The organism is Pseudomonas sp. OV226, assembly GCF_003148705.1.
GTDB lineage: Bacteria > Pseudomonadota > Gammaproteobacteria > Pseudomonadales > Pseudomonadaceae > Aquipseudomonas.
On record NZ_QGGS01000003.1, the window covers coordinates 181,208 to 206,939 of the forward strand.

A 25,732-nucleotide genomic window follows, 5' to 3' on the forward strand; every position below is an offset into this window, starting at 1 on the left:
GCGAGCAAGCTCGCTCCCACAGGTTTTTTTATCAGCCTAAAAGATCGCGCAGGACCTGGGTGAAAGCGCGGTTGCTTTCTTCCTCATCGGCATGACGCCCGTCACGCACAACCCACTGGCCATTGACCAGCACATCGCGCACCTGGCGATCACCACCGGCAAACAGCCAGCGATTCAAAATCCCGTCGCCACTGGCCGTCGCCAGGTACGGATCATTGCCATCGAGCACCAGCCAATCTGCCCGCTTGCCCACTTCCAGCGCGCCAATCGGCTGCCCCAGTGCCTGTGCGCCGCCGTCCAGTGCGGCGTCGTACAGCGTGCGGCCCACCATTGGCTGATCCGCGCCATACAAGCGGTTACGCCGCTGATCGCGCAGACGCTGGCCATATTCCAGCCAGCGCAATTCCTCCACCACGCTCAACGAGACATGGCTGTCAGAGCCGATGCCCATGCGTCCGCCCTGAGCGAGGAAATCCACCGCCGGGAAGATCCCGTCGCCCAGGTTGGCTTCAGTGGTCAGGCACAAGCCGGCGATGGCGCGACTCTTGGCCATCAGCGTGACCTCTTCGGCGTTGGCGTGGGTGGCGTGAACCAGGCACCAGCGCTGATCGACCTCGGTGTTTTCATACAGCCATTGCAGCGGACGGCGACCACTCCAGGTCAGGCAGTCATCGACTTCTTTCTGCTGCTCGGCGATATGGATGTGCACCGGGCATTGCTTGTCGCTGGCCGCCAGCACTTCGCTGATTTGCTGCGGCGTAACTGCGCGCAATGAGTGGAAACACAGACCCAGCGACTGCGCTGGTTGCTGCGCCAGGAGTGGTTGCAAGCGCGACTGAAGCTTGAGGTAGTTTTCGGTGCTGTTGATGAAGCGGCGCTGACCTTCGTTCGGGGTCTGGCCACCAAAACCGGAGTGGCTGTAGAGCACCGGCAGCAGGGTCAGGCCAATACCGGCGGAACTGGCGGCCTGGCTGACGCGCAGCGCCAACTCGGCCGGGTCCGCGTAAGGCTGGCCGTTGGTGTCGTGATGCACGTAATGAAATTCCGCCACCGATGTGTAACCGGCCTTGAGCATTTCGATGTACAACTGACGGGCGATGACGCCGAGTTGGTCCGGGCTGATTTTTCCGACGAGGCGATACATCAAATCGCGCCAGGTCCAGAAACTGTCGTTCGGATTGCCCGCCACTTCTGCCAGCCCGGCCATTGCTCGCTGGAAGGCATGGGAGTGCAGATTCGGCATTCCCGGCAGCAGTGGACCGCTCAGCCGTTCGGCGCCATCTGCATGGGAATCGGCCTGGATATGGGTCAAAACGCCCTCGGCATTGACCTCAAGACGTACATTGTTGGCCCATCCACTAGGCAGCAGCGCGCGTTCGGCAAAGAAGGCGGACATGGTTCAGCACCCCATCGTGTGTTATTTGTATATACATATACAGACGTTTGCCTGCCCGGTAAACTCCGGCAAGCTAGCGATATTCACTAAACGACCAAGGATTAACCGTGCCGACTCCGCCCCCAGTGTCACCGTTGGCCGCGAACATGGGCGACAGTCCGGCGCCCTTGTACGCCCGCGTCAAACAGATGATTACCCAGCAAATCGACAGTGGAAACTGGCCGCCGCACTACCGCGTTCCGTCGGAAAGCGAGCTGGTCAGCCAACTCGGTTTCAGCCGCATGACCATCAACCGTGCGCTGCGGGAGATGACTGCCGACGGTCTGTTGGTGCGCATGCAAGGCGTCGGCACGTTCGTCGCCGAGCCGAAAAGCCAGTCCGCGCTGTTTGAAGTGCACAACATTGCCGACGAAATCGCCTCCCGTGGTCATCGTCACACCTGCAAAGTGATTACCCTCGAAGAAGAAGCCGCCGGCTCCGAACGCGCTTTGGCGTTGGACATGCGCGAAGGGCAGCGGGTTTTCCACTCGCTGATCGTGCATTTCGAAAACGATATTCCGGTGCAAATCGAAGACCGTTTCGTCAACGCGCTGGTGGCCCCCGACTACCTCAAGCAGGACTTCACCCTGCAAACGCCTTACGCCTACCTGAACCAGGTCGCGCCGCTGACGGAGGGCGAGCATGTGGTCGAGGCGATTCTGGCCGAAGCCAGCGAATGCAAATTGCTGCAGATTGAAAAGGGCGAGCCGTGCCTGCTGATTCGCCGCCGCACCTGGTCGGGCCGTCAGCCAGTGACCGCCGCCCGTTTGATCCACCCCGGTTCCCGTCATCGTCTGGAAGGACGCTTTCATAAATGAATGCTTTGAAGGTTTTGCGCGCCCAGGATTACCCACGCATGCCGTGGAAAAACGGCGGTGGCAGCACAGAAGAAATCACCCGCGATGCAGGCACGGGCCTTGACGGTTTTGGCTGGCGCCTGTCGATTGCCGACATCGGCGAGTCGGGCGGCTTCTCGACGTTCACCGGGTACGAGCGCGTCATCACCGTGCTGCAAGGTGATGGCATGACCTTGCGGGTGGACGGTCAAGATACGCATCCGTTGTTACCGCTGACCCCGTTTGCCTTTAGCGGTGAGAGCGACGTGTCCTGCACATTGCTCGGCGGGCCGATTCGCGATTTCAACCTGATTTATGCGCCGCAGCGTTTTGATGCGCGCTTGCAGTGGCTTTCCGGCGAGCAGCGGTTTTTCAGCTCGGCGAGTACGGTGTTGGTGTTCAGCATCAGCGACACATTGGACGTGCAGACAGGTAACAGCGCTTCGCACCTTGGTCGCCATGATTGCCTGCAACTCGACGGTAACACCGGCCTGCTGGAAGTCTCGACCAACGGCCCCTGCTGTGTGATCGAACTGACGGCTCACTGAGTCAACGCTCACTTTGTAGCAGCTGGCGCAGCCTGCGTTCGGCTGCGCAGCAGTCGTGAAATCAGCCACTGCGGTCTCCAGGGCCATCTCATCTGATAGGCGACTGCTACGCAGCCGAACGCAGCCGAACGCAGGCTTCGCCAGCTGCTACAGATCGCAAGTTGCCCGATACTTCATATCTGTTCCCCAAAGCGCACCAACTTGTTACCGAACGCCCCAGCGTGGCGCAAAACCACGCTCTAGTAACACCATCGCAGCGCTGCAAAATATCCCCCCCCGAAAAATTTCATCTACGCCAGAACCCTTGATTCAGGCGCTCTCCAGCCATGCCAAAAGGTTTTCTTGAACATCCATCCAACAAGTTGGCCGCTTGATTGCATATGCTTGTATGTACAAGTAAAGACGTATGCGTATGAGTCACGAAGACTCAACCGTCGTCCACTGATTCGCCGGTGTGCACTGATGCCCATCGGCTTGCTCGCCCACTGCCTGGGTTGGTTTTGGATTGATTGCTGAGGAGTTTTTTTCGTGACTAAATTTCGTGACGTTGAAATCCGCGCTGCCCGCGGTAACAAGCTGACCGCCAAGAGCTGGCTGACCGAAGCGCCACTGCGCATGCTGATGAACAACCTCGACCCGGAAGTCGCCGAGAACCCTAAAGAACTGGTGGTTTACGGTGGTATCGGTCGTGCGGCACGTAACTGGGAATGCTACGACAAGATCGTTGAAAGCCTGACCAATCTGAACGACGACGAGACCCTGCTGGTGCAATCCGGCAAGCCGGTCGGCGTGTTCAAGACCCACAGCAACGCACCGCGTGTTCTGATCGCCAACTCCAACCTGGTTCCACACTGGGCAAGCTGGGAGCACTTCAACGAACTGGACGCCAAAGGCCTGGCCATGTACGGCCAGATGACCGCCGGCAGCTGGATCTACATCGGTAGCCAGGGCATCGTTCAAGGCACCTACGAAACCTTCGTCGAGGCCGGTCGTCAGCACTACAACGATGACCTGAAAGGTCGTTGGGTCCTGACCGCAGGCCTCGGTGGCATGGGCGGTGCCCAACCGCTGGCCGCGACCCTGGCCGGTGCCTGCTCGCTGAACATCGAATGCCAGCAGGTCAGCATCGATTTTCGCCTGAACAGCCGCTACGTCGACGAGCAAGCCAAAGACCTCGACGACGCGCTGGCCCGCATCGCCAAATACACCAAAGAAGGCAAGGCGATTTCCATCGCGCTGCTGGGTAACGCGGCTGAAATCCTGCCGGAACTGGTTCGTCGTGGCGTACGCCCGGACATGGTTACCGACCAGACCAGCGCCCACGACCCGCTCAACGGTTACCTGCCAGCCGGCTGGACCTGGGAAGAGTACCGCGCTCGCGCCCAGACCGAGCCTGCCGCCGTGGTCAAAGCCGCCAAGCAATCGATGGCCGTGCACGTTAAAGCGATGCTGGATTTCCAGAAAATGGGCATCCCGACCTTCGACTACGGCAACAACATCCGTCAGATGGCGCAGGAAGAAGGCGTGGAAAACGCATTCGACTTCCCAGGCTTCGTACCGGCTTACATCCGTCCACTGTTCTGCCGCGGCATCGGCCCATTCCGTTGGGCTGCACTGTCGGGCAACGCTGAAGACATCTACAAGACCGACGCCAAGGTCAAAGAGCTGATCCCGGACGACGCCCACCTGCACAACTGGCTGGACATGGCCCGCGAGCGCATCAGCTTCCAGGGTCTGCCGGCCCGTATCTGCTGGGTTGGCCTGGGCCTGCGCGCCAAGCTGGGTCTGGCGTTCAACGAAATGGTACGCAGCGGTGAATTGTCCGCGCCTATCGTCATCGGTCGCGACCACCTGGACTCCGGCTCGGTAGCCAGCCCGAACCGCGAAACCGAATCCATGCAGGACGGTTCCGACGCCGTGTCCGACTGGCCACTGCTCAACGCTCTGCTCAACACCGCGAGCGGCGCGACCTGGGTTTCCCTGCACCACGGCGGCGGCGTCGGCATGGGCTTCTCCCAGCACTCGGGCATGGTGATTGTCTGCGACGGTACTGACGAAGCGGCCGAGCGTATTGCTCGCGTCCTGCACAACGACCCGGCTACCGGCGTCATGCGGCACGCCGATGCGGGCTACCAGATCGCCATCGACTGCGCCAAGGAACAAGGGCTGAACCTGCCGATGATCACCGGCAAATAAACAAGCCATGTAGCAGCTGCCGCAGGCTGCGTTAAGGGCCGAAGGACCTTCGTTCCGCGTTGGAATGCCGGGGTCGCTTCGCAACCCGACGCCGCCTTCGGCAGCTGCTACAGAGATTGAGTGAAACCAGAATAACAATCCACAGAGGTTGAACCATGGCTGTTAACAGCGAGCGTGCAGGTAACAAACCGTTGATCGAGAAACGCTCGATCGACTACATCCCGGAAGCGGAAAGACACGGTCGTCTGTTGAGTCAGTTCACCCTGTGGATGGGTGCCAACCTGCAAATCACCGCGATTGTCACCGGCGCATTGGCCGTGGTCCTTGGCGGTGACGTGTTCTGGTCGTTGATCGGTCTGTTGATCGGTCAACTGCTCGGCGGTGGTGTGATGGCGCTGCATGCCGCGCAAGGCCCCAAGCTTGGCCTGCCGCAGATGATCTCCAGTCGTGTGCAGTTCGGTGTTTACGGCGCGGCCATCCCGATCGTATTGGTCTGCTTGATGTATCTCGGTTTCACCGCAACGGGAACCGTACTGTCCGGCCAGGCGCTGGGCCAGTTGTTTGGTGTCAGCGATACCGTCGGTATCCTCATTTTCGCCAGCGTCATCGTGCTGGTCACGGTGCTTGGTTATCGGGTGATCCATTGGATCGGCCGTGTCGCCAGTGTCATTGGTGTGATTGCCTTTGTTTATCTGTTCAGCCGTCTGATGAGCCAGACTGACGTCGGCGCGCTGTTGCAAATCCGCCACTTCAGCTGGAGCAGCTTCTTGCTCGCGGTGTCGCTCGCGGCGTCGTGGCAGATCGCCTTCGGTCCGTACGTGGCTGACTATTCGCGCTACCTGCCGAGCAAGACTTCCTCGGTGAAAACCTTTTTCGCCGCAGGCGCCGGTTCGGTGATTGGTGCACAGGTGGCGATGGTCCTCGGCGTGTTCGCCGCCGCTTCGGCCAACGGACAATTCGCCGGCCACGAAGTGGCCTACATCGTGGGTCTGGGTGGTACCGGTGCCACCGCTGCGCTGCTGTACTTCAGCATTGCGTTCGGCAAAGTCACCATCTCCACGCTGAACTCCTACGGCAGCTTCATGTGCATTGCGACCATCATCAGCGGGTTCCGTGGTGACCTGAAGGTATCGCGCTTGCAGCGTCTGGTGTTCGTGCTGGTCATCGTCGGGGCTGCGACCCTGATGGCGTTGCTCGGCCAGCACTCGTTCCTCGGTGCGTTCAAGTCCTTCATCCTGTTCCTGCTGGCGTTCTTTACGCCATGGAGCGCGATCAACCTGGTGGACTACTACTGCATCACCCGCGAGCGCTATGACGTGCCGGCGCTGGCCGATCCGAACGGTCGCTATGGTCGTTGGAACGTCCTCGGTATCAGCATTTATGTCTTCGGTGTGCTGGTTCAACTGCCGTTCATTTCCACCAAGTTCTATACCGGTCCGCTGGTGGCGGCCCTGGGTGATGTGGATATTTCCTGGATCATCGGTCTGGTGATTCCCGCCGCCCTGTATTACGTGTGCGCAAAAAAATGGCACGGCACAGTGCCTGATCGTTTGATCCTGCCGGTCGAGCAGGACGCGATCACTGAACAAAAGCTGAATGTTGGTCGCGCTTCGGCGCAGGCCTGATTGGACGTGGACAGGGCTGGATGCCTCTTGACTGCCGTAAGCCAATTCATGATTAGGAGCGTCACAACAATGAAATCGAACAAGACCCTGCTGACCACATTGCTTTCCATGGGCCTGCTGGCCAGTGCCGGCGCCACTCAGGCAGCCGGTTGGTGCGAGTCGGGCAAACCGGTGAAATTTGCCGGCCTGAACTGGGAAAGCGCCATGCTGCTGACCGACGTGCTGCAAGTCGTGTTGGAGAAAGGCTACGACTGCAAGACCGACAGCCTGCCGGGCAACTCCATCACCATGGAAAACGCCCTGAGCAGCAACGACATTCAAGTGTTTGCCGAAGAGTGGGTCGGCCGCAGCGAAGTCTGGAACAAGGCCGAGAAGGCCGGCAAAGTCGTCGGTGTCGGCGCTCCGGTTGTTGGCGCGGTTGAAGGCTGGTACGTGCCGCGCTACGTGATCGAAGGCGACGCCAAGCGCAAACTGGAACCTAAAGCCCCGGACCTGAAAAACATTGCTGACCTGGGCAAATACTCGGCGATCTTCAAAGACGCTGAAGAGCCGTCCAAAGGCCGTTTCTACAATTGCCCGGCCGGCTGGACCTGTGAGCTGGACAACAGCGAAATGCTGAAAAGCTACGGTCTGGAAAGCACCTACACCAACTTCCGCCCAGGCACCGGCCCGGCGCTGGATGCCGCCGTGCTGTCGAGCTACAAGCGTGGCGAGCCGATCCTGTTCTACTACTGGTCGCCCACCCCGCTGATGGGCCAGGTCGATGTGGTGAAACTCGAAGAGAAGCCAGGCGTGAACAAGACCGTGGATATCAAGGTCGGCCTGTCCAAGACGTTCCACGAACAAGCCCCGGAACTGGTGGCTGTACTGGAAAAAGTCAATGTGCCGATCGACATCCTCAACCAGAACCTGGGGCGCATGACCAAAGAGCGGATCGAGTCGCCAAAACTGGCCAAGATCTTCTTGAAGGAACATCCTGAAGTCTGGCACGCCTGGGTGAGCGAAGACGCAGCCAAGAAAATCGACGCGGCCTTGTAGGTTGGGCCTCTCCGACTGCCGGTAGCGGCAGTCGGACGCTTGATCGCAACCCCTTGATTGAGAGTCTCTTATGTTTCCCGAAAGCTTTACCTTTTCCATCGCCGACTGGGTCAACGGTTGGGTCGACTCGTTGGTCACCAACTACGGCGACGTGTTTCGGCAGATCTCTGACACCCTGCTGTGGGCCATCGTCAATCTTGAAGGGCTGCTGCGCGCGGCGCCCTGGTGGCTGATGTTGGCCATCGTCGCAGGCGTTGCCTGGCACGCGACCCGCAAAGTCGTGACCACGGCCGTGATCGTCGGCTTGTTGTTCCTGGTGGGTGCCGTCGGCCTCTGGGACAAGCTGATGCAAACCCTGGCGTTGATGATGGTGGCGACGATCATTTCGGTGCTGATCGGCATTCCGCTGGGCATTCTCTCGGCGCGCAGCAACCGCCTGCGTTCGATACTGATGCCGCTGCTGGACATCATGCAGACCATGCCGAGTTTCGTGTACCTGATCCCGGTGCTGATGCTGTTCGGCCTGGGCAAGGTCCCGGCGATTTTCGCCACCGTGATTTACGCCGCGCCACCGCTGATCCGCTTGACCGATCTGGGCATTCGCCAGGTCGACGGTGAAGTGATGGAAGCGATCAACGCCTTCGGTGCCAACCGCTGGCAGCAACTGTTTGGCGTGCAACTGCCGCTGGCCCTGCCGAGCATCATGGCCGGGATCAACCAGACCACCATGATGGCGCTGTCGATGGTGGTCATTGCTTCGATGATCGGTGCCCGTGGCTTGGGTGAAGACGTGCTGGTGGGGATTCAGACCCTCAACGTCGGACGTGGCCTGGAAGCCGGTCTGGCGATCGTGATTCTGGCTGTGGTGATCGACCGTATTACTCAGGCGTACGGTCGGGCCCGGCATGAGGTGAGCAAATGAACAACGCGACCGTAAGCAAGATCGAAGTCAAAAACGTCTTCAAGATTTTTGGCAACCGTTCCAAAGATGCACTGGCGATGATTGGCCAGGGCAAAACCAAGGACCAGGTGCTGGCCGAAACCGGCTGCGTGGTCGGCGTGAACGATCTGTCGCTGAGCATCGGCAGCGGCGAGATCTTCGTGATCATGGGCCTGTCGGGCTCCGGCAAGTCGACTTTGGTACGCCACTTCAATCGCCTGATCGACCCGACCAGCGGCGCGATCCTGGTGGATGGCGTGGACATCCTGCAATACGACATGGAAGCCCTGCGCGAATTTCGTCGACGCAAGATCAGCATGGTGTTCCAGAGCTTCGGCCTGTTGCCGCACAAGAGCGTGCTGGACAACGTCGCCTACGGCTTGAAAATTCGTGGCGAGAGCAAAGCCATGTGCGCCGAGCGTGCGCTGCACTGGATCAACACCGTGGGCCTCAAGGGCTACGAAAACAAATACCCGCATCAGCTTTCCGGCGGTATGCGCCAGCGTGTGGGCCTGGCCCGTGCCCTGGCGGCGGACACCGACATCATCCTGATGGACGAAGCGTTCAGCGCCCTCGACCCGCTGATCCGCGCCGAGATGCAGGACCAGTTGCTGGAGCTGCAAAAGACCCTGCACAAGACCATCGTCTTCATCACCCACGACCTCGACGAGGCCGTGCGCATCGGCAACCGCATCGCGATCCTCAAGGACGGCCGCCTGATCCAGGTCGGCACCCCGAGAGAGATCCTGCATTCGCCGGCGGATGAGTATGTCGACCGGTTTGTGCAACGTCGGGCGGCGGTGGTTTAAAGGTCGATCGTTCCCACGCTCTGCGTGGGAATGCATCCCGTGACGCTCCGCGTCACACATGCGCAGGGCTTGAGCCTTGCACTGGCAACGGGACGCGGAGCGTCCCAGGCAGCATTCCCACGCAGAGCGTGGGAACGATCAATTCAGGTTGTACGCACGAGGTTGAAGATGTCCCAGGCTGAAAAAATCGTTATCGCCGATGCCCCCGTGCGTTGGCAGGATGTGGTGGCCGTCGCCCGTGATGGCGCGCAGCTTGAGCTGTCGGCGCAGGTCTGGGCACGGATTGAAAACGCGCAAGGCATCGTCCAGCGTATCGTCACCAGCGGTGAGCGCGCTTACGGCATCAACACCGGGCTGGGGGCGTTGTGCAACGTCTCGCTGGCGGATGAACAACTCAGCCAGTTGTCGCGCAATACCTTGCTCAGCCATGCCTGTGGCGTTGGCGCGCCCCTGACCGACGAGCAGACTCGCTCGATCATGTGCGCTGCTGTCGTCAACTACAGCCATGGCAAATCCGGCCTGCACCGCCAGGTGGTCGAAGCCTTGCTGGCGTTGCTCAACCGTGGCATTACCCCGCAAGTGCCTTCCCAGGGTTCCGTGGGTTACCTGACCCACATGGCGCACATCGGCATTGCGCTGCTGGGTGTCGGCAATGTCAGCTATCGCGGGCAGGTCGTTTCCGCTCAGCAAGCCCTGGCCGAAGAAGGCCTGCAACCGGTCAAGCTCGGCGCCAAGGACGGTTTGTGCCTGGTCAACGGCACGCCGTGCATGACCGGCCTGAGCTGCCTGGCCATTGCCGATGCCACGCGCCTGCTGCAATGGGCCGACGTGATCGGTGCCATGAGTTTCGAGGCCCAGCGCGGTCAGATCGATGCGTTCGATGCCGAGATCATTGCACTCAAGCCGCACCCGGGCATGCAGCAAGTGGGGATCAATCTGCGTGCGGTGCTCGACGGTAGCGAAGTGATCGCCAGCAGCAAGGGCATTCGCACCCAGGATGCCTTGAGCATTCGTTCGATCCCGCAGGTTCACGGCGCGGCGCGCGATCAACTGGTTCACGCGACCCGACAGATCGAAACCGAACTCAACAGCGCCACCGACAACCCGCTGGTGCTGGGCACGCCGGACAACTACCGCGTGGTGTCCCAGGCCAACCCGCACGGTCAGTCCGTGGCATTGGCAGCAGACCTGCTGGCCATCGCCATGGCCGAAATCGGCTCCATCGCCGAGCGTCGCCTGGACCGCTTGATCAACCCTCACGTCAGTGGTCTGCCGGCATTTCTGGTGGCCAACCCGGGGGTGAACTCCGGGATGATGATCGTCCAGTACGTCGCCGCGTCCCTGTGCGCGGAAAACCGCCAATTGGCGCAACCGGCGGTGCTCGACAACTACGTCACGTCGGGCCTTCAGGAAGACCACCTGAGCCTGGGCACCAACGCCGCGCTGAAGCTGCACCGCGCACTGGAAAACTGCACGCAGATCCTCGCCATCGAGTACCTGCTGGCGTCTCAGGCGTTTGAATTCTTGAAAGAGCAACGCTTCGGCGCCGGTACCGATGCGGCCTGGCGTCTGCTGCGTGAGCGCGTTCCTGCCTACGATCAGGACCGCTGGCTGGCACCGGACATTGCCGCCGCTGCCGGTGTATTGAAAGACCCGAACTTGCTGCAAAAGGCTTTACCGAATCTGAACTGATTTCCCAATAAAACCAGCGTGCCAAGGCGCGTCTCCCCAAGAGGCAGACGCGACGGACAACGGACATTTCCGGAGCGTCTGGTCTGCCTCTCTAAATAGAGAGCATTTACAACTCTCAAAAGGAGCACAAAATGACTGCGCTAAACCTGATTCCCGGCCAACTGAGCCTCGCCCAACTGCGTGATGTCTATCAGCAGCCGGTGAAATTGACCCTCGACAACAGCGCCTCGGCACAAATTGAAGCCAGCGTTGCCTGCGTGGAACAGATCCTCGCCGAGAACCGCACCGCCTATGGCATCAACACCGGTTTCGGCCTGCTGGCCTCGACCCGCATCGCCAGCGAAGACCTGGAAAACCTTCAGCGCTCGCTGGTGCTGTCTCACGCCGCCGGTGTCGGCGAGCCGATCAGCGACGCCTTGGTGCGCCTGGTCATGGTGCTCAAGGTCAACAGCCTGAGCCGTGGTTTCTCCGGTATCCGTCGCGTGGTCATCGACGCGCTGATCGCCCTGATCAACGCTGAGGTTTACCCGCACATTCCATTGAAAGGCTCGGTCGGTGCTTCCGGCGATTTGGCGCCGTTGGCCCATATGTCGCTGGTGCTGCTGGGTGAAGGCAAGGCGCGCTACAAGGGCGAGTGGATGGAGGCGACCGAAGCGCTGAAAGTCGCCGGCCTGACGCCGCTGACCCTGGCCGCGAAAGAAGGCCTGGCGCTGCTCAACGGCACTCAAGTGTCGACCGCTTACGCACTGCGCGGTTTGTTCGAAGGCGAAGACCTGTTCGCTGGCGCTGTCGCGCTGGGCGCGCTGACCGTTGAAGCGGTATTGGGCTCGCGCTCGCCGTTCGATGCTCGCATCCATGCCGCCCGTGGCCAGAAAGGCCAGATCGACGCCGCTGCCGCTTACCGCGACCTGCTGGGCGAGCGCAGTGAAGTGTCCGACTCGCACGAAAACTGCGAAAAGGTCCAGGACCCGTACTCCCTGCGCTGCCAGCCACAAGTCATGGGCGCCTGCCTGACTCAGTTCCGTCAGGCCGCTGAAGTGCTCGCTATCGAGGCCAACGCCGTCTCCGATAACCCGCTGGTATTCGCCGCTGAAGGCGATGTGATTTCCGGCGGTAACTTCCACGCCGAACCAGTGGCCATGGCCGCTGACAACATGGCGCTGGCCATCGCTGAAATCGGTTCTCTGAGCGAACGCCGCATCTCGCTGATGATGGACAAGCACATGTCGCAACTGCCGCCATTCCTGGTGGCAAACGGCGGCGTGAACTCTGGCTTCATGATCGCCCAAGTGACCGCTGCCGCATTGGCCAGCGAGAACAAGGCCCTGTCACATCCGCATTCGGTAGACAGCCTGCCGACGTCGGCGAACCAGGAAGACCACGTGTCCATGGCCCCGGCTGCAGGCAAGCGCCTGTGGGAAATGGCGGAAAACACCCGCGGTGTTCTGGCCGTGGAATGGTTGGCGGCGGCTCAAGGCCTGGACTTGCGCGAAGGCCTGAAGAGCTCGGCAAAACTGGAAAAGGCCCGTGCCATCCTGCGTAAGGAAGTGCCGTTCTATGAGAAGGACCGTTTCTTTGCGCCGGACATCAATGCGGCGACTGAGTTGTTGGCCTCGCGTTGCCTGAACGAGCTGGTAATGGCGAAGTTGCTGCCGAGCCTGTAATGGCCTATTCGCGAGCAGGCTCGCTCCCACAGTGGATTGTGTAAACCCTGTGGGAGCGAGCCTGCTCGCGATTCGATTTTGCGTCGAATAAGAATAATTAAGGACGAGAAATGCAACAGCCAGCAAAAGGTTTGAAACGCGGGCTTTCTGCCCGACATATTCGCTTCATGGCGCTGGGGTCGGCGATCGGCACCGGGCTGTTTTACGGTTCTGCCTCGGCCATTCAAATGGCCGGCCCCGCGGTATTGCTCGCCTACCTGATCGGTGGCGCAGCGGTGTTCATGGTCATGCGCGCCCTCGGTGAGATGGCAGTGCACAACCCGGTGGCCGGCTCTTTCGGTCAGTACGCCAGCACCTATCTGGGGCCGATGGCGGGCTTCATCCTCGGTTGGACCTACGCGTTCGAAATGGTCATCGTCGGCATGGCCGACGTCACCGCGTTCGGTATTTACATGGGCTTCTGGTTCCCGGAAGTCTCCCGCTGGATCTGGGTGCTGGGCATCGTTTCGGTGGTCGGCGGCTTGAACCTGTGTAACGTCAAGGTCTTCGGTGAAATGGAGTTCTGGCTGTCACTGCTCAAGGTCGCAGCCATCGTCGCGATGATTCTGGGTGGCTTCGGCATCATGCTGTTCGGCATCAGCACGGCGCCCGGCGCCCAAGCGACCGATATCAGCAACCTCTGGAGCCATGGCGGTTTCATGCCCAATGGCGTGGGTGGCCTGATCGCTTCGTTCGCGGTGGTGATGTTCGCATTCGGCGGGATTGAAATCATCGGCGTGACCGCCGGTGAGGCCAAAGATCCGCAGCATGTGCTGCCTAGAGCGATCAATGCCGTACCGTTGCGTATTTTGCTGTTCTATGTGCTGACCATGTTCGTACTGATGTCGATCTTTCCATGGCAGCAGATCGGCAGCCAAGGCAGTCCGTTCGTGCAGATTTTCGACAATCTGGGCATCAGCTCGGCGGCGACCATCCTCAATATTGTGGTGATCTCGGCGGCGATCTCGGCCATCAACAGCGACATCTTCGGCGCTGGCCGCATGATGTACGGTCTGGCCCAGCAAGGGCACGCACCTAAGGGCTTCGCCCGTTTGTCGCGTAATGGCGTGCCATGGATGACCGTGGTGGTGATGAGTGCCGCGCTGCTGCTGGGTGTGCTGTTGAACTACCTGATTCCGGAAAACGTGTTTCTGTTGATCGCCTCCATCGCGACCTTTGCCACGGTATGGGTCTGGCTGATGATTCTGTGTACCCAGGTGGCCATGCGTCGCTCCATGAGTGCCGAGCAGGTCGCACAACTGAAGTTCCCTGTACCGTTCTGGCCCTATGCGCCGATGGCGGCGATTGCCTTCATGCTGTTCATTTTCGGCGTGCTGGGTTATTTCCCGGACACCCAGGCGGCGCTGATCGTCGGTGTGGTCTGGATCGTGCTGCTGGTGCTGGCCTACCTGACGTGGGTGAAACCGGCGGCGGGCCAGGCGGCACTGGTAGAGCAGGAACCTTCTTTTTCACATCAATAACCTAACGGAGGCCACGGATGAAAACTCTCTGGCAACACTGCCACGTCGCAACCATGGCACAAGGCGTCTACTCGATCATCGAGGACGCGGCCATCGTGACGTCAGGTGCGCTCATTGAGTGGATCGGCCCGCGCGCTGACCTGCCCGCGGGCGAGTACCCGGCCGTCAACGATTTGCAAGGGGCCTGGGTAACGCCGGGTCTGATCGACTGCCACACCCACACGGTGTTTGGCGGTAATCGTAGCGGCGAATTCGAACAGCGCCTGCAAGGCGTCAGCTACGCAGAAATCGCAGCGGCCGGTGGTGGCATCGCCAGCACCGTACGCGCGACCCGCGCAGCCTCTGAAGACGAGCTGTTCGCCAGCGCCGCCAAGCGTCTTAAAAGCCTGATGCGTGATGGCGTGACCACGGTCGAAATGAAATCCGGCTACGGCCTCGACCTGGCCAGCGAGCGCAAGATCCTTCGAGTCATTCGCCGCCTCGGCGCCGAATTGCCGATCAGCGTGCGCAGCACGTGCCTGGCCGCTCACGCGTTGCCGCCGGAATACGCCGACCGCGCCGACGACTACATCGATCACATCTGCGCCGAAATGCTCCCGGCCCTGGCCGCCGAAGGGTTGGTGGATGCGGTGGATGCATTCTGCGAATACCTGGCGTTCTCGCCGGCGCAGGTTGAACGGGTGTTCATCACCGCACAGGAACTCGGTTTGCCGGTGAAGCTGCACGCAGAACAACTGTCGTCGCTGCACGGTTCGAGCCTGGCGGCGCGTTATCACGCACTGTCGGCCGATCATCTGGAATTCATGACCGAGGACGATGCCATCGCCATGGCCAAGTCCGGAACCGTCGCGGTGCTGCTGCCGGGCGCGTTCTACTTCCTGCGGGAAACTCAGTTGCCGCCGATGGACGCGCTGCGCAAGCACGGTGTGAAAATAGCCATCGCCAGCGACCTCAACCCGGGCACCTCGCCTGCGCTGTCGTTGCGCTTGATGCTGAACATGGCCTGCACCTGTTTCCGCATGACCCCGGAAGAGGCGCTGGCGGGCGCGACGATTCATGCCGCCACCGCGCTGGGCATGGCCGATACCCACGGCTCGCTGGAAGCCGGAAAAGTCGCGGATTTTGTCGCCTGGCAAATCGATCGTCCGGCCGATCTGTCGTACTGGCTGGGCGGTGACCTGGAAAAACGCGTCGTGCGTCACGGCGTCGAGACAAGTGTTTAGGAGAACAGCTGTGGATAAGGTTCTGAACTTCAAACAAGGCCGTGTGCCGCTGCTGATCAGCATGCCTCACGCGGGCGTGCGCCTGACCCCGGCGGTCGAAGCCGGGTTGATTCCCGACGCCCGCAGTCTGCCGGATACCGACTGGCACATCCCGAAGCTTTATGAATTTGCCACGGAACTGGGCGCCAGCACCCTGGCCGCCGAGTACTCGCGGTTTGTCATCGACCTGAACCGTCCCTCCGACGACAAGCCTTTGTATGTCGGCGCGACCACGGGCCTGTACCCGGCGACGCTGTTCGATGGCATTCCCTTGTTCCGCGAAGGCCTGGAACCGTCGAAAGAAGAGCGCACGACCTGGCTGGAACAGATCTGGACGCCGTATCACACGACATTGCAAAACGAGCTGGCACGGCTGAAAGCCGAGTTCGGTTTTGCGTTGCTGTTCGACGCGCACTCGATCCGCTCGATCATCCCGCACCTGTTCGACGGCAAGCTGCCGGACTTCAACCTCGGCACCTTCAATGGCGCCAGTTGCGATCCTGAGTTGGCCACTCAACTGGAAGCCATTTGCGCGCGCCACGGCGATTACAGCCATGTGCTGAACGGCCGCTTCAAGGGCGGCCACATCACCCGGCATTACGGCAATCCGGCCGAGAATATCCATGCCGTGCAACTGGAGTTGGGTCAGTGCACATATATGGAAGAGTTCGAACCGTTCCGCTATCGCCCGGATCTGGCTGCGCCGACGCAAGTGGTGCTCAAGGAGCTGCTGCAAGGTTTGCTCGATTGGGGCCAAAACCACTACAAACGCTAGAGCCTGGCGCATAACCCTGTGGGAGCGCGCTTGCTCGCGATGGCGGACTAACAGGCAACATCTATGTTGAATGTTATGGCCTCATCGCGAGCAAGCTCGCTCCCACAGGTTTTTCATTGGCCTTCATAGCTGATTGGAACTGTCGCCTCTGTGCAAAACACAGTCGCCACAGGTCGCTTTTACCCGCTCGACGCTGCGTAATGTGCAGGGCACGGTGCACGAAGACACCGGCCCTCACAATAATCTGCCGCACGAGACTCTCCCGATGAAAAGACTGTTCACCCGCTGTCTCTCAATCCTCTGCGGCACGGCTCTTCTGAGCACCAGCGTCCTGGCCAGCGACGATGCTTCCTGCAAAGCCGTGCGCATGGGCGTGGTCAACTGGACCGATGTGATCGCCACCAGTGGCATGGCCGATGTGTTACTCAATGGCCTGGGCTACGAAAGCAAGCAAACCAGCGCTGTGCAGCAAATCATCTTCGCCGGCATCCGCGACAAGCGCCTGGACATTTTCCTGGGTTACTGGAAACCGGCGATGGACAAAAACATCGCGCCGTTCGTGGCGGCCAACCAAGTGAAAGTCATGGAGAAACCGAGCCTGGCCGATGCTCAGGCCACCCTCGCGGTTCCGGACTACGTGGCCGCCGCCGGTTTGAAAACCTTTGCCGACATCGCCCGATTCAAAGACCAGCTCGGCGGCAAGATCTACGGCATCGAGCCCGGCAGCGGCGCCAACACCACGATCAAAACCATGATCGAGACCAATCACTTTGGCTTGAAGGATTTCAAACTGATTGAATCCGGCGAGGCCGGCATGCTCGCCGCCGTACAGCGTGCAGTGAATCGCAAGGAGTTCGTGGTGTTCGTCGGCTGGACCCCGCACCCGATGAACATCAACATGAAGATCGACTACCTGACCGGCAGTGAAGACGTCTACGGACCGAACGAAGGTGCGGCGACGGTCTCTACGGTCACTTCGCCGGATTACGCTGAACGTTGCCCGAATGTAAATCGCCTGCTGGAGAACCTGACTTTCAGCGCCTCGCAGGAAAGTCAGTTGATGGTGCCGATCATGGAGCGCAAGACGCCGCAGGATGTCGCCAGGCAGTGGTTGCGCGATCACCCGGAAGATATGCAGCGTTGGTTGGCGGGTGTCAGCAGTTTTGATGGTAAGGATGGCGTTGCCACCGTTCAGGCCAGTTTGAAAAACTGAATTCAAATGTTGCTCTCCTTAAACCGCTGAACGGACTGGCACCAGGCTCATGGCTCCTTACCCGCTTTCCGAACAGATGACGGCATTCGTCGAGACAACCGTCAGCTTCAACAGCACCGACAGCAGCCTCGAGGGTTTGCGTCGGGCCTACAGCGAGATGTGCCGGGCGTTTACTCCGCCACGTCCTGAAGGGCTTTATGTGCTTGATGTCGAGCTGGCGGGCGTGGCGATCAGGTCCTACCAGCCGCACGCCTCATCGTCGTCCGAGGCTTGCCCGTGCATTGTGTATCTGCACGGTGGTGGGTGGGTGGTGGGGGATCTGGATTCCCACGACTTCATCTGCGCCGAGCTCGCATCAACCCTCGGTGTATTGGTCATCGCGGTTGATTACCGCCTGGCGCCGGAGCATCCGTTTCCGGCGGCGTTCGATGATTGCATCAAGGTCTGGCGGGCGTTGCGTACGGGGCCATTCCGGCTTGATCCTGCGCGGACGCTGGTGATGGGGGACAGCGCGGGCGGCAACCTGGCCGCTGCATTATGTCTGGCGCTGCGGGATGCTCGCGAGCCATTGCCTGCTGCGCAGATTCTGGTCTATCCGGGACTGGGTGGCGGTGATCAGTTGCCATCGCGCGGCGAATGCATCGACGCGCCGTTGCTCAGCAGCAGCGATGTGGATTGTTATCACGCGCTGTACCTGCATGGCACCCGACATCCGGGGGCCTATGCCATGCCACTGCTCGCCGGACACTTCAGTGGTCTACCACCGGCATTGATCGCCGTTGCGCAGTTCGATCCGCTGCGCGATGACGGCGTGCTCTACGCCGAGCAACTGGAAGCCGCCGGTGTGGACACCACGCTGTACTACGGCGAGGGGCTGGTTCATGGTTGTTTGCGCGCGCGCGCTCAAGTCGCCGAGGTCGATGCGCTCTATGAAACACTGCTCGGGTTTTTGGCTGACAAGTTGTGACGCTGCACGGGGCATGCTCATTGACGTAATTCGGGTTTATGATGCCGGACGGCAGAATAATAGAAGTCCCCCCAGGGATGACCTCGACCCCTTACGGAGCGCGCAATGCAGACTTTGTACCCGCAGATCAAACCCCACGCCCGGCACGATCTGGCCGTCGATGACACCCACACCCTCTACGTCGACGAAAGCGGTTCACCGGAAGGTTTACCGGTGGTGTTTATCCACGGCGGCCCCGGTGCCGGGTGTGATGCCCAAAGCCGTCGGTATTTCGATCCAAACCTGTATCGCATCGTTACCTTTGACCAGCGCGGCTGCGGTCGCTCCACCCCCCACGCCAGCCTCGAAAACAACACCACCTGGGATCTGGTCGCCGACCTTGAGCGAATTCGCCAGCATCTGGGCATCGACAAGTGGGTGCTGTTTGGCGGCTCCTGGGGGTCGACCCTGGCGTTGGCCTACGCGCAAACCCACCCAGAGCGTGTACACGGTCTGATCCTGCGCGGGATTTTTCTCTGCCGCCCACAGGAAATCGAGTGGTTCTACCAGGCGGGCGCCAGCCGTCTGTTCCCGGACTACTGGCAGGACTACGTTGCGCCGATCCCGATGGACGAGCGCGACGATTTGCTCAGCGCTTTCCACAAGCGCCTGACCGGCAATGACCAGATTGCCCAGATGCACGCGGCCAAGGCCTGGTCCCTCTGGGAAGGCCGGACCGCCACCCTGCGTCCGAACCCGCTGGTGGTCGATCGCTTCTCGGAGCCGCAGCGTGCATTGTCGATTGCTCGCATCGAATGTCATTACTTCACCAACAATGCGTTCCTTGAGCCTAACCAGTTGATTCGTGACATGGGCAAGATTGCCCATTTGCCCGGCGTGATCGTTCACGGTCGCTACGATGTGATCTGTCCGTTGGATAACGCTTGGGAATTGCACCAGAATTGGCCGAACAGTGAATTGCAGGTCATCCGGGACGCCGGCCATGCTGCCTCCGAACCGGGTATCACTGATGCGCTGGTGCGAGCCGCCAACCAGATGGCGCGCCGCTTGCTCGACCTGCCGCCTGAAGAAGCATGAAGGGTTTGCTCCAGCGCGTACGGGGTGCGCGAGTCGAGGTCGCGGGCGAGGTGGTGGGAGCGGTCGACCAGGGGTTGCTGGTGCTGGTCGCGGTTGAGCCCGAGGACACTCGGGCCAGCGCCGACAAACTTCTTAATAAGCTGCTTAACTATCGGGTGTTCAGCGACGCCGAGGGCAAGATGAATCTGTCCCTGGCGGATGTCGGCGGCGGGTTGCTGCTGGTCTCACAGTTCACCTTGGCTGCCGACACCAAAAGCGGGTTGCGCCCGAGTTTTTCGACCGCGGCGCCTCCGGCCTTGGGCGAGGAGCTTTTCGACTATCTATTAGGCAAAGCGAAACAGGTGCATGGCACAGTGGCATCAGGTAGATTCGGCGCGGATATGCAGGTGCACCTGGTCAACGATGGCCCGGTCACCTTCCTGTTACAGACCTGAAAGCGCTTGAAACAACTTTTTAAGGGCTTTTCGACTGAAAACAGGCGTTTTACGCGAGAAATACTTTGTTGCGCCTGATGCGTTGTAACGCGGCCTACTAGATAATCGCGCGCTACGGGGATCGGCGTTCGTTGGTCCATTTTGACTTAGGTAGAGACTTGTCCTGGACCGTTTGGGGAATCATTTAGCCCCATCGGAGTCGGAACAATGCTCGCCAACTTGGCAAGAGTGGTTTGCAAGATCGGTTTTTTCAGGCCGTTGATCGTGCAAATCCTTTAACTGGCCGTTGGTTTTTTGATCTGTTTTCGGCGAGGGTTGCTCGTGATTGTTAGTCCCTGTAATGCACCAAAATTGACTGCCAAACGGTTCCGAAGCGCTCTGGTAGCGGGCTCTGCACTGCTCTGCCTGTTCAGCGCCGGCCAGCTTTGGGCATTCAATCTGGATGACGTGTCGGTCAAGGCAAAAGAGTTGGCCGCGCAAAAATACGAAGCTCCGCGCAGTAACCTGCCGAACGAGTTCCGCGATATGAAATTCGCGGACTATCAGAAAATTCGTTTCCTGACCGAAAAAGCCGAATGGGCGGATCAGAAAACCCCGTTCAAGTTGTCGTTCTATCACCAGGGTATGCATTTCGATACGCCGGTGAAAATCAACGAAATCACAGCTAACTCCGTCGAAGAGATCAAGTACGACCCGACTCGTTTCGATTTTGGCGATGTGAAATTCGATCCTAAAGCCACCGAACAACTGGGTTATGCCGGTTTCCGGGTGCTGTACCCGATCAACAAGGCTGACAAGCAAGACGAAATCATGACCATGCTCGGCGCGAGCTACTTCCGCGTCGTCGGCAAGGGTCACGTCTATGGCTTGTCCGCGCGCGGCATGGCGATTGATACCGCATTGCCATCGGGCGAAGAGTTCCCGCGTTTCACCGAATTCTGGATTCAACAGCCGAAGCCGGGCGACAAGCACCTGGTGATTTTCGCCCTGCTGGATTCGCCGCGTGCCACCGGCGCCTATCGCCTGACCCTGCGTCCGGGCAGCGACACCATTGTCGACGTCAAGGCGCAGATGTTCCTGCGTGACAAGGTCGGCAAGCTGGGTATCGCTCCATTGACCAGCATGTATCTGTTCGGCGCCAACCAGCCATCGAAAGTGCTGAACTATCGTCGCGAATTGCACGATTCCAGCGGCCTGGCGATTCATGCCGGCAACGGCGAATGGATCTGGCGTCCATTGAACAACCCCAAGCACCTGTCGGTGAGCAACTTCTCGGTCGAGAACCCGCGTGGCTTCGGTCTGCTGCAGCGTGGCCGCGACTTCAGTCACTACGAAGACCTCGACGACCGCTACGACAAGCGCCCAAGCGCCTGGATCGAGCCGAAGGGTGACTGGGGTAAAGGTACCGTGGATCTGGTTGAGATTCCGACCGCCGACGAAACCAACGACAATATCGTTGCTTTCTGGAACCCGGAAAAACTGCCAGAACCTGGCCAGCCGCTCGATGTTGCCTATCGCCTGCACTGGACCATGGATGAATCCGCAATCCACGCCCCCGACAGCGCCTGGGTCAGCCAGACCCTGCGCTCCACCGGTGACGTTAAACAGTCCAACCTGATTCGTCAGCCGGACGGTAGCGTGGCTTATCTGGTGGACTTCGAAGGCCCGTCCCTGGCGGCATTGCCTCCGGAAGCGGACGTTCGCAGCCAGGTCAGCGTTGGCGACAATGCCGAACTGGTCGAAAACAGCGTGCGTTACAACCCTGAAACCAAGGGCTGGCGCCTGACGCTGCGCATGAAGATCAAGGACCCGGGCAAGGCCACCGAAATGCGTGCGGCCCTGGTCCAGAACATCGTGCCGGCTGACCTGGCCAAAACGTCGCTTCCAGCGTCGAATTCGTCTGTCGCCAAGGCCGACAAGGTTGCCGCCAAGCAACAAGAGAAAGCGGACAAGGAAGCCAAGCAAGCAGAAGCCAAGCAGGCTGATGCCAAGCCAGTTGCAGATGCCAAGGACAAGGCCAACAAAGACGCCAAGCAGCCTGTTGCTGCCGACGCGGCCCCAGCCACACCGGAATCGGCGCCGACTGAAGAAGTCCTGACCGAGACCTGGAGCTACCAGTTGCCTGCCGATGAGTAATTCTCAAGTACAGCCAGAGTCGCTTTCCGAGTATCTGGCGCATTTACCGATGACCGACGAGCAGCGCGCGGAACTTGCGGGCTGCCAGTCCTTCAGCGAGTTGCACCAGCGTCTGTCGTCCTCCACGTTCGACGCACCGACCGAAGCAGCTCAAGCTTCGGTAGGCCGCCGCTTGACTCTGAACACCGCTGAAGAGCTGGAAGAAGCGGAAATGCTGGCGGTCGACGCCAGTGGCCGGGTATGCCTCAAGGCCACCCCGCCGATCCGCCGGACCAAAGTTGTGCCGGAGCCTTGGCGCACCAACATTCTGGTGCGTGGCTGGCGGCGTCTGACCGGTCGCACCAATCCGCCGGCTCCGCCGAAAGATGAGCGCGTGTTGCCGGCTGCCCGCTGGCGGACCGTTGGTTCGATCCGTCGCTACATTCTGCTGGTGCTGATGCTCGGCCAGACCATCGTTGCCGGTTGGTACATGAAAGGCATCATGCCGTACCAGGGCTGGTCGTTCGTCGACCTCAACGAAGTGTTGCATCAACCGCTGCTGCAAACGGCCACGCAAGTGCTGCCGTATGCACTGCAAACCAGCATCCTGATTCTGTTCGGGATTCTGTTCTGCTGGGTATCGGCCGGTTTCTGGACCGCGCTGATGGGTTTCCTCGAGCTGCTCACCGGTCACGACAAATACCGCATTTCCGGCGCCAGCGCCGGCAATGAACCGATTCCGAAGGATGCGCGCACCGCACTGGTGATGCCGATCTGCAACGAAGACGTGCCACGGGTGTTTGCCGGTTTGCGCGCGACGTTCGAGTCGGTCGCGGCCACGGGTGACCTGGATCGCTTCGACTTCTTCGTCCTCAGCGACAGTAACGACGCCGACATTTGCGTCGCCGAGCAGCAAGCCTGGCTGGACGTTTGTCGCGAAGCCAAAGGCTTCGGCAAGATCTTCTATCGTCGCCGTCGCCGTCGCGTCAAACGCAAGAGCGGCAACCTTGACGACTTCTGCCGTCGCTGGGGCGGTGACTACAAGTACATGGTCGTGCTCGACGCTGACTCCGTCATGAGCGGCGAGTGCCTGACCAGTCTGGTGCGCTTGATGGAAGCCACGCCGGACGCCGGGATCATCCAGACCGCGCCGCGTGCGTCGGGCATGGACACCCTGTATGCGCGCATGCAGCAGTTTGCGACTCGCGTGTATGGCCCGTTGTTCACGGCTGGCCTGCACTTCTGGCAGTTGGGCGAATCCCACTACTGGGGTCACAACGCGATCATCCGCATGAAGCCGTTCATCGAGCACTGCGCCTTGGCGCCGTTGCCTGGTAAAGGGGCTTTCGCCGGTGCAATTCTGTCCCACGACTTCGTTGAAGCCGCGCTGATGCGCCGTGCTGGCTGGGGCGTGTGGATTGCCTACGATTTGCCGGGCAGTTACGAAGAGTTGCCACCGAACCTGCTGGACGAACTCAAGCGTGACCGTCGCTGGTGCCACGGTAACCTGATGAACTTCCGTCTGTTCCTGGTCAAAGGCATGCACCCGGTTCACCGGGCGGTATTCCTGACCGGTGTGATGTCTTATCTGTCGGCGCCGTTGTGGTTCTTCTTCCTCGTGCTGTCGACAGCGCTGCTGGCGGTCAACACGTTGATGGAGCCGCAGTACTTCATGGAGCCGCGACAGCTGTATCCGCTGTGGCCGCAATGGCATCCGGACAAGGCCGTGGCGCTGTTCTCCACGACCGTCGTGTTGCTGTTCCTGCCGAAGCTGCTGAGCATCATCCTGATCTGGGCCAAAGGCGCGAAAGAGTTCGGCGGCAAGTTCAAGGTGACCCTGTCGATGCTGCTGGAGATGTTGTTCTCCATGTTGCTGGCGCCGGTGCGGATGATTTTCCACACCCGTTTCGTTCTTGCGGCGTTCCTCGGCTGGGCGGCGACCTGGAACTCGCCACAACGTGACGACGACTCCACGCCGTGGAGCGAAGCGGTCAAGCGCCATGGTCCGCAAACCTTGCTGGGCTTCTTCTGGGCCTTGCTGGTGATCTGGCTGAACCCGAGCTTCCTGTGGTGGCTGGTGCCAATCGTGGGTTCGTTGATGCTGTCGATCCCGGTGTCCGTGATCTCCAGCCGTGTTGGCCTGGGCCTGAAGTCCCGTGACGAGAGCCTGTTCCTGATCCCTGAGGAATACAATCCGCCACAGGCGCTGCTGGCCACAGACCAGTACACCCACGAAAACCGTTATCACGCACTCAAAGACGGCTTCATCCGGTCAGTGGTCGACCCGCAGCAGAACGCCCTGGCGTGCTCGCTGGCGACGTCGCGTCACGGCCAGGCCGAGCCGATCGAGTGGCTGCGGATCGAGCGGGTGCGTCATGCATTGAAAGTCGGGCCTGACGGCCTGAACAACAATGAGCGCGTGCAACTGCTGAGCGACCCGGTGGCATTGGCTCGTCTGCATGAGCAGATCTGGAGTGAAGGTCACGCAGAGTGGTTGCAAGCCTGGCGTACATCGGTGAAATCCGATCCCCATGCGCCGCTGCTGCCGCTCAAGCCGCTGAGCGCACAGCCTCAGTTGGCATAACAAAAAACCCCGCTCATCAAGCGGGGTTTTTTTTGCCTGATCGTTTGCAAGCCCTTGTGCAAACGGACGAGTACGTTAGGATCCGTCCCCGAATTGGTGCGCCCGGATAATTTTTGTCCACATGGCTACGTTTCCTGAGGGAGACGGCCGTTTGCGCGCCTCACACCGCAATGGTTTTGGGGACATGATGATGAAGAAGTATCTCTCGATGCTGCTGGTCGGCGTCACGGCATTGGTTGCAGTCAGCACGGCGCAGGCCGGCGCCATTGATGACGCGGTCAAGCGCGGCACGCTGAAAGTCGGCATGGACCCGACCTACATGCCGTTCGAGATGACCAACAAGCGCGGCGAGATCATCGGTTTCGAAGTCGACATCCTCAAAGCCATGACCAAGGCCATGGGCGTGAAACTGGAGCTGGTGTCCACCGGCTACGACGGCATCATCCCGGCCCTGATGACCGACAAGTTCGACCTGATCGGCAGCGGCATGACGCTGACCCAAGAGCGCAACCTGCGCCTGAACTTCAGCGAACCGTTCATTGTGGTCGGTCAGACGCTGCTGATCCGCAAAGAGCTGGAAGGCACTATCAAGTCCTATAAAGACTTGAACACCGACGAGTACCGCATCACCTCCAAGCTCGGCACCACCGGCGAAATGGTCGCGAAAAAACTGATCTCCAAAGCCAAATACCACGGCTACGACAACGAGCAGGAAGCGGTGCTCGACGTGGTCAACGGCAAGGCGGATGCCTTCATCTACGACGCGCCTTACAACGTGGTGGCGGTGAACAAGGTCGGCGCCGGCAAGCTGGTGTTCCTCGATAAGCCGTTCACCTACGAACCGCTTGCCTTCGGTCTGAAGAAGGGTGACTACGACAGTATCAACTTCATCAACAACTTCCTGCACCAGATCCACGAAGACGGCACCTACGATCGCATCCATGACAAGTGGTTCAAAGACACCGCTTGGCAGAAAGACATGGAATAAGGCTTACCGCTGAT

General features: G+C 60.1%; 20 protein-coding genes. 19 read left to right on the plus strand and 1 reads right to left on the minus strand.

Features of this window, described 5'->3' with window-relative positions:
• Positions 1-31: 31 nt before the first annotated feature.
• Positions 32-1,396, minus strand: coding sequence for a formimidoylglutamate deiminase (locus tag C7534_RS06900; RefSeq protein ID WP_109785353.1), 1,365 nt, complete (start codon positions 1,394-1,396; stop codon positions 32-34).
• Between the two features lie 146 nt (positions 1,397-1,542).
• Here C7534_RS06900 and hutC point away from each other — a divergent pair, with 146 nt between their 5' ends.
• The 19 genes from hutC (at position 1,543) to C7534_RS07000 (ending at position 25,718) form a co-directional block, all read left to right on the plus strand.
• Positions 1,543-2,253 carry a histidine utilization repressor gene (gene hutC, locus C7534_RS06905; protein WP_154505298.1) on the plus strand — a complete coding sequence of 237 codons (711 nt, stop codon included), beginning with the start codon at positions 1,543-1,545 and terminating at the stop codon, positions 2,251-2,253.
• A complete protein-coding gene (locus tag C7534_RS06910) occupies positions 2,250-2,819 on the plus strand; it encodes a HutD/Ves family protein (protein ID WP_109785354.1) in 570 nt (189 codons plus the stop codon). The genes hutC and C7534_RS06910 overlap by 4 nt, the downstream gene beginning before the upstream one ends.
• A gap of 528 nt (positions 2,820-3,347) precedes the next feature.
• The gene (hutU, locus tag C7534_RS06915; protein WP_046031213.1) at positions 3,348-5,015 is read left to right on the plus strand and encodes a urocanate hydratase; all 1,668 of its coding nucleotides are present in this window, start codon (positions 3,348-3,350) and stop codon (positions 5,013-5,015) included.
• 155 nt (positions 5,016-5,170) lie between these two features.
• A complete protein-coding gene (locus tag C7534_RS06920; RefSeq protein WP_046031212.1) occupies positions 5,171-6,640 on the plus strand; it encodes a purine-cytosine permease family protein in 1,470 nt (489 codons plus the stop codon).
• Between the two features lie 69 nt (positions 6,641-6,709).
• A complete protein-coding gene (locus tag C7534_RS06925) occupies positions 6,710-7,678 on the plus strand; it encodes an ABC transporter substrate-binding protein (protein WP_046031211.1) in 969 nt (322 codons plus the stop codon).
• Positions 7,679-7,748: 70 nt separating this feature from the next.
• Positions 7,749-8,600: an ABC transporter permease gene (locus C7534_RS06930; protein ID WP_109785355.1), complete on the plus strand. Its 852-nt coding sequence runs from the start codon at positions 7,749-7,751 to the stop codon at positions 8,598-8,600.
• Positions 8,597-9,427, plus strand: coding sequence for a quaternary amine ABC transporter ATP-binding protein (locus C7534_RS06935; protein WP_052961897.1), 831 nt, complete (start codon positions 8,597-8,599; stop codon positions 9,425-9,427). Before C7534_RS06930 ends, C7534_RS06935 begins: the two co-directional genes overlap by 4 nt.
• A 168-nt stretch (positions 9,428-9,595) precedes the next feature.
• Positions 9,596-11,119 (plus strand): histidine ammonia-lyase, encoded by a 1,524-nt coding sequence (gene hutH / locus C7534_RS06940; RefSeq protein ID WP_109785356.1) that lies wholly within the window; start codon positions 9,596-9,598, stop codon positions 11,117-11,119.
• A 131-nt stretch (positions 11,120-11,250) separates the two neighbouring features.
• Positions 11,251-12,783 carry a histidine ammonia-lyase gene (hutH, locus tag C7534_RS06945; RefSeq protein ID WP_077432301.1) on the plus strand — a complete coding sequence of 511 codons (1,533 nt, stop codon included), beginning with the start codon at positions 11,251-11,253 and terminating at the stop codon, positions 12,781-12,783.
• Between the two features lie 110 nt (positions 12,784-12,893).
• The gene (locus tag C7534_RS06950) at positions 12,894-14,303 is read left to right on the plus strand and encodes an amino acid permease (RefSeq protein ID WP_077432302.1); all 1,410 of its coding nucleotides are present in this window, start codon (positions 12,894-12,896) and stop codon (positions 14,301-14,303) included.
• A gap of 17 nt (positions 14,304-14,320) precedes the next feature.
• A complete protein-coding gene (gene hutI, locus C7534_RS06955) occupies positions 14,321-15,526 on the plus strand; it encodes an imidazolonepropionase (RefSeq protein ID WP_109785357.1) in 1,206 nt (401 codons plus the stop codon).
• A gap of 10 nt (positions 15,527-15,536) precedes the next feature.
• A complete protein-coding gene (gene hutG, locus C7534_RS06960) occupies positions 15,537-16,340 on the plus strand; it encodes an N-formylglutamate deformylase (protein ID WP_109785358.1) in 804 nt (267 codons plus the stop codon).
• A gap of 265 nt (positions 16,341-16,605) precedes the next feature.
• The gene (locus C7534_RS06970) at positions 16,606-17,553 is read left to right on the plus strand and encodes a choline ABC transporter substrate-binding protein (RefSeq protein ID WP_109785359.1); all 948 of its coding nucleotides are present in this window, start codon (positions 16,606-16,608) and stop codon (positions 17,551-17,553) included.
• A 49-nt stretch (positions 17,554-17,602) separates the two neighbouring features.
• Entirely contained in the window at positions 17,603-18,520 is a 918-nt protein-coding gene (locus tag C7534_RS06975) for an alpha/beta hydrolase (RefSeq protein ID WP_109785360.1), read from the plus strand.
• 105 nt (positions 18,521-18,625) lie between these two features.
• Positions 18,626-19,597 carry a prolyl aminopeptidase gene (gene pip / locus C7534_RS06980; protein WP_046031201.1) on the plus strand — a complete coding sequence of 324 codons (972 nt, stop codon included), beginning with the start codon at positions 18,626-18,628 and terminating at the stop codon, positions 19,595-19,597.
• The gene (gene dtd, locus C7534_RS06985) at positions 19,594-20,031 is read left to right on the plus strand and encodes a D-aminoacyl-tRNA deacylase (RefSeq protein ID WP_034148582.1); all 438 of its coding nucleotides are present in this window, start codon (positions 19,594-19,596) and stop codon (positions 20,029-20,031) included. The genes pip and dtd overlap by 4 nt, the downstream gene beginning before the upstream one ends.
• A 321-nt stretch (positions 20,032-20,352) precedes the next feature.
• Positions 20,353-22,167 (plus strand): glucan biosynthesis protein G, encoded by a 1,815-nt coding sequence (locus tag C7534_RS06990; RefSeq protein ID WP_077432304.1) that lies wholly within the window; start codon positions 20,353-20,355, stop codon positions 22,165-22,167.
• Positions 22,160-24,730 carry a glucans biosynthesis glucosyltransferase MdoH gene (gene mdoH, locus C7534_RS06995; protein WP_077432305.1) on the plus strand — a complete coding sequence of 857 codons (2,571 nt, stop codon included), beginning with the start codon at positions 22,160-22,162 and terminating at the stop codon, positions 24,728-24,730. The genes C7534_RS06990 and mdoH overlap by 8 nt, the downstream gene beginning before the upstream one ends.
• A 190-nt stretch (positions 24,731-24,920) precedes the next feature.
• Positions 24,921-25,718, plus strand: a complete 798-nt coding sequence (locus tag C7534_RS07000) for a transporter substrate-binding domain-containing protein (RefSeq protein WP_109785528.1) — start codon at positions 24,921-24,923, stop codon at positions 25,716-25,718.
• The last annotated feature ends 14 nt before the right edge of the window (positions 25,719-25,732 follow it).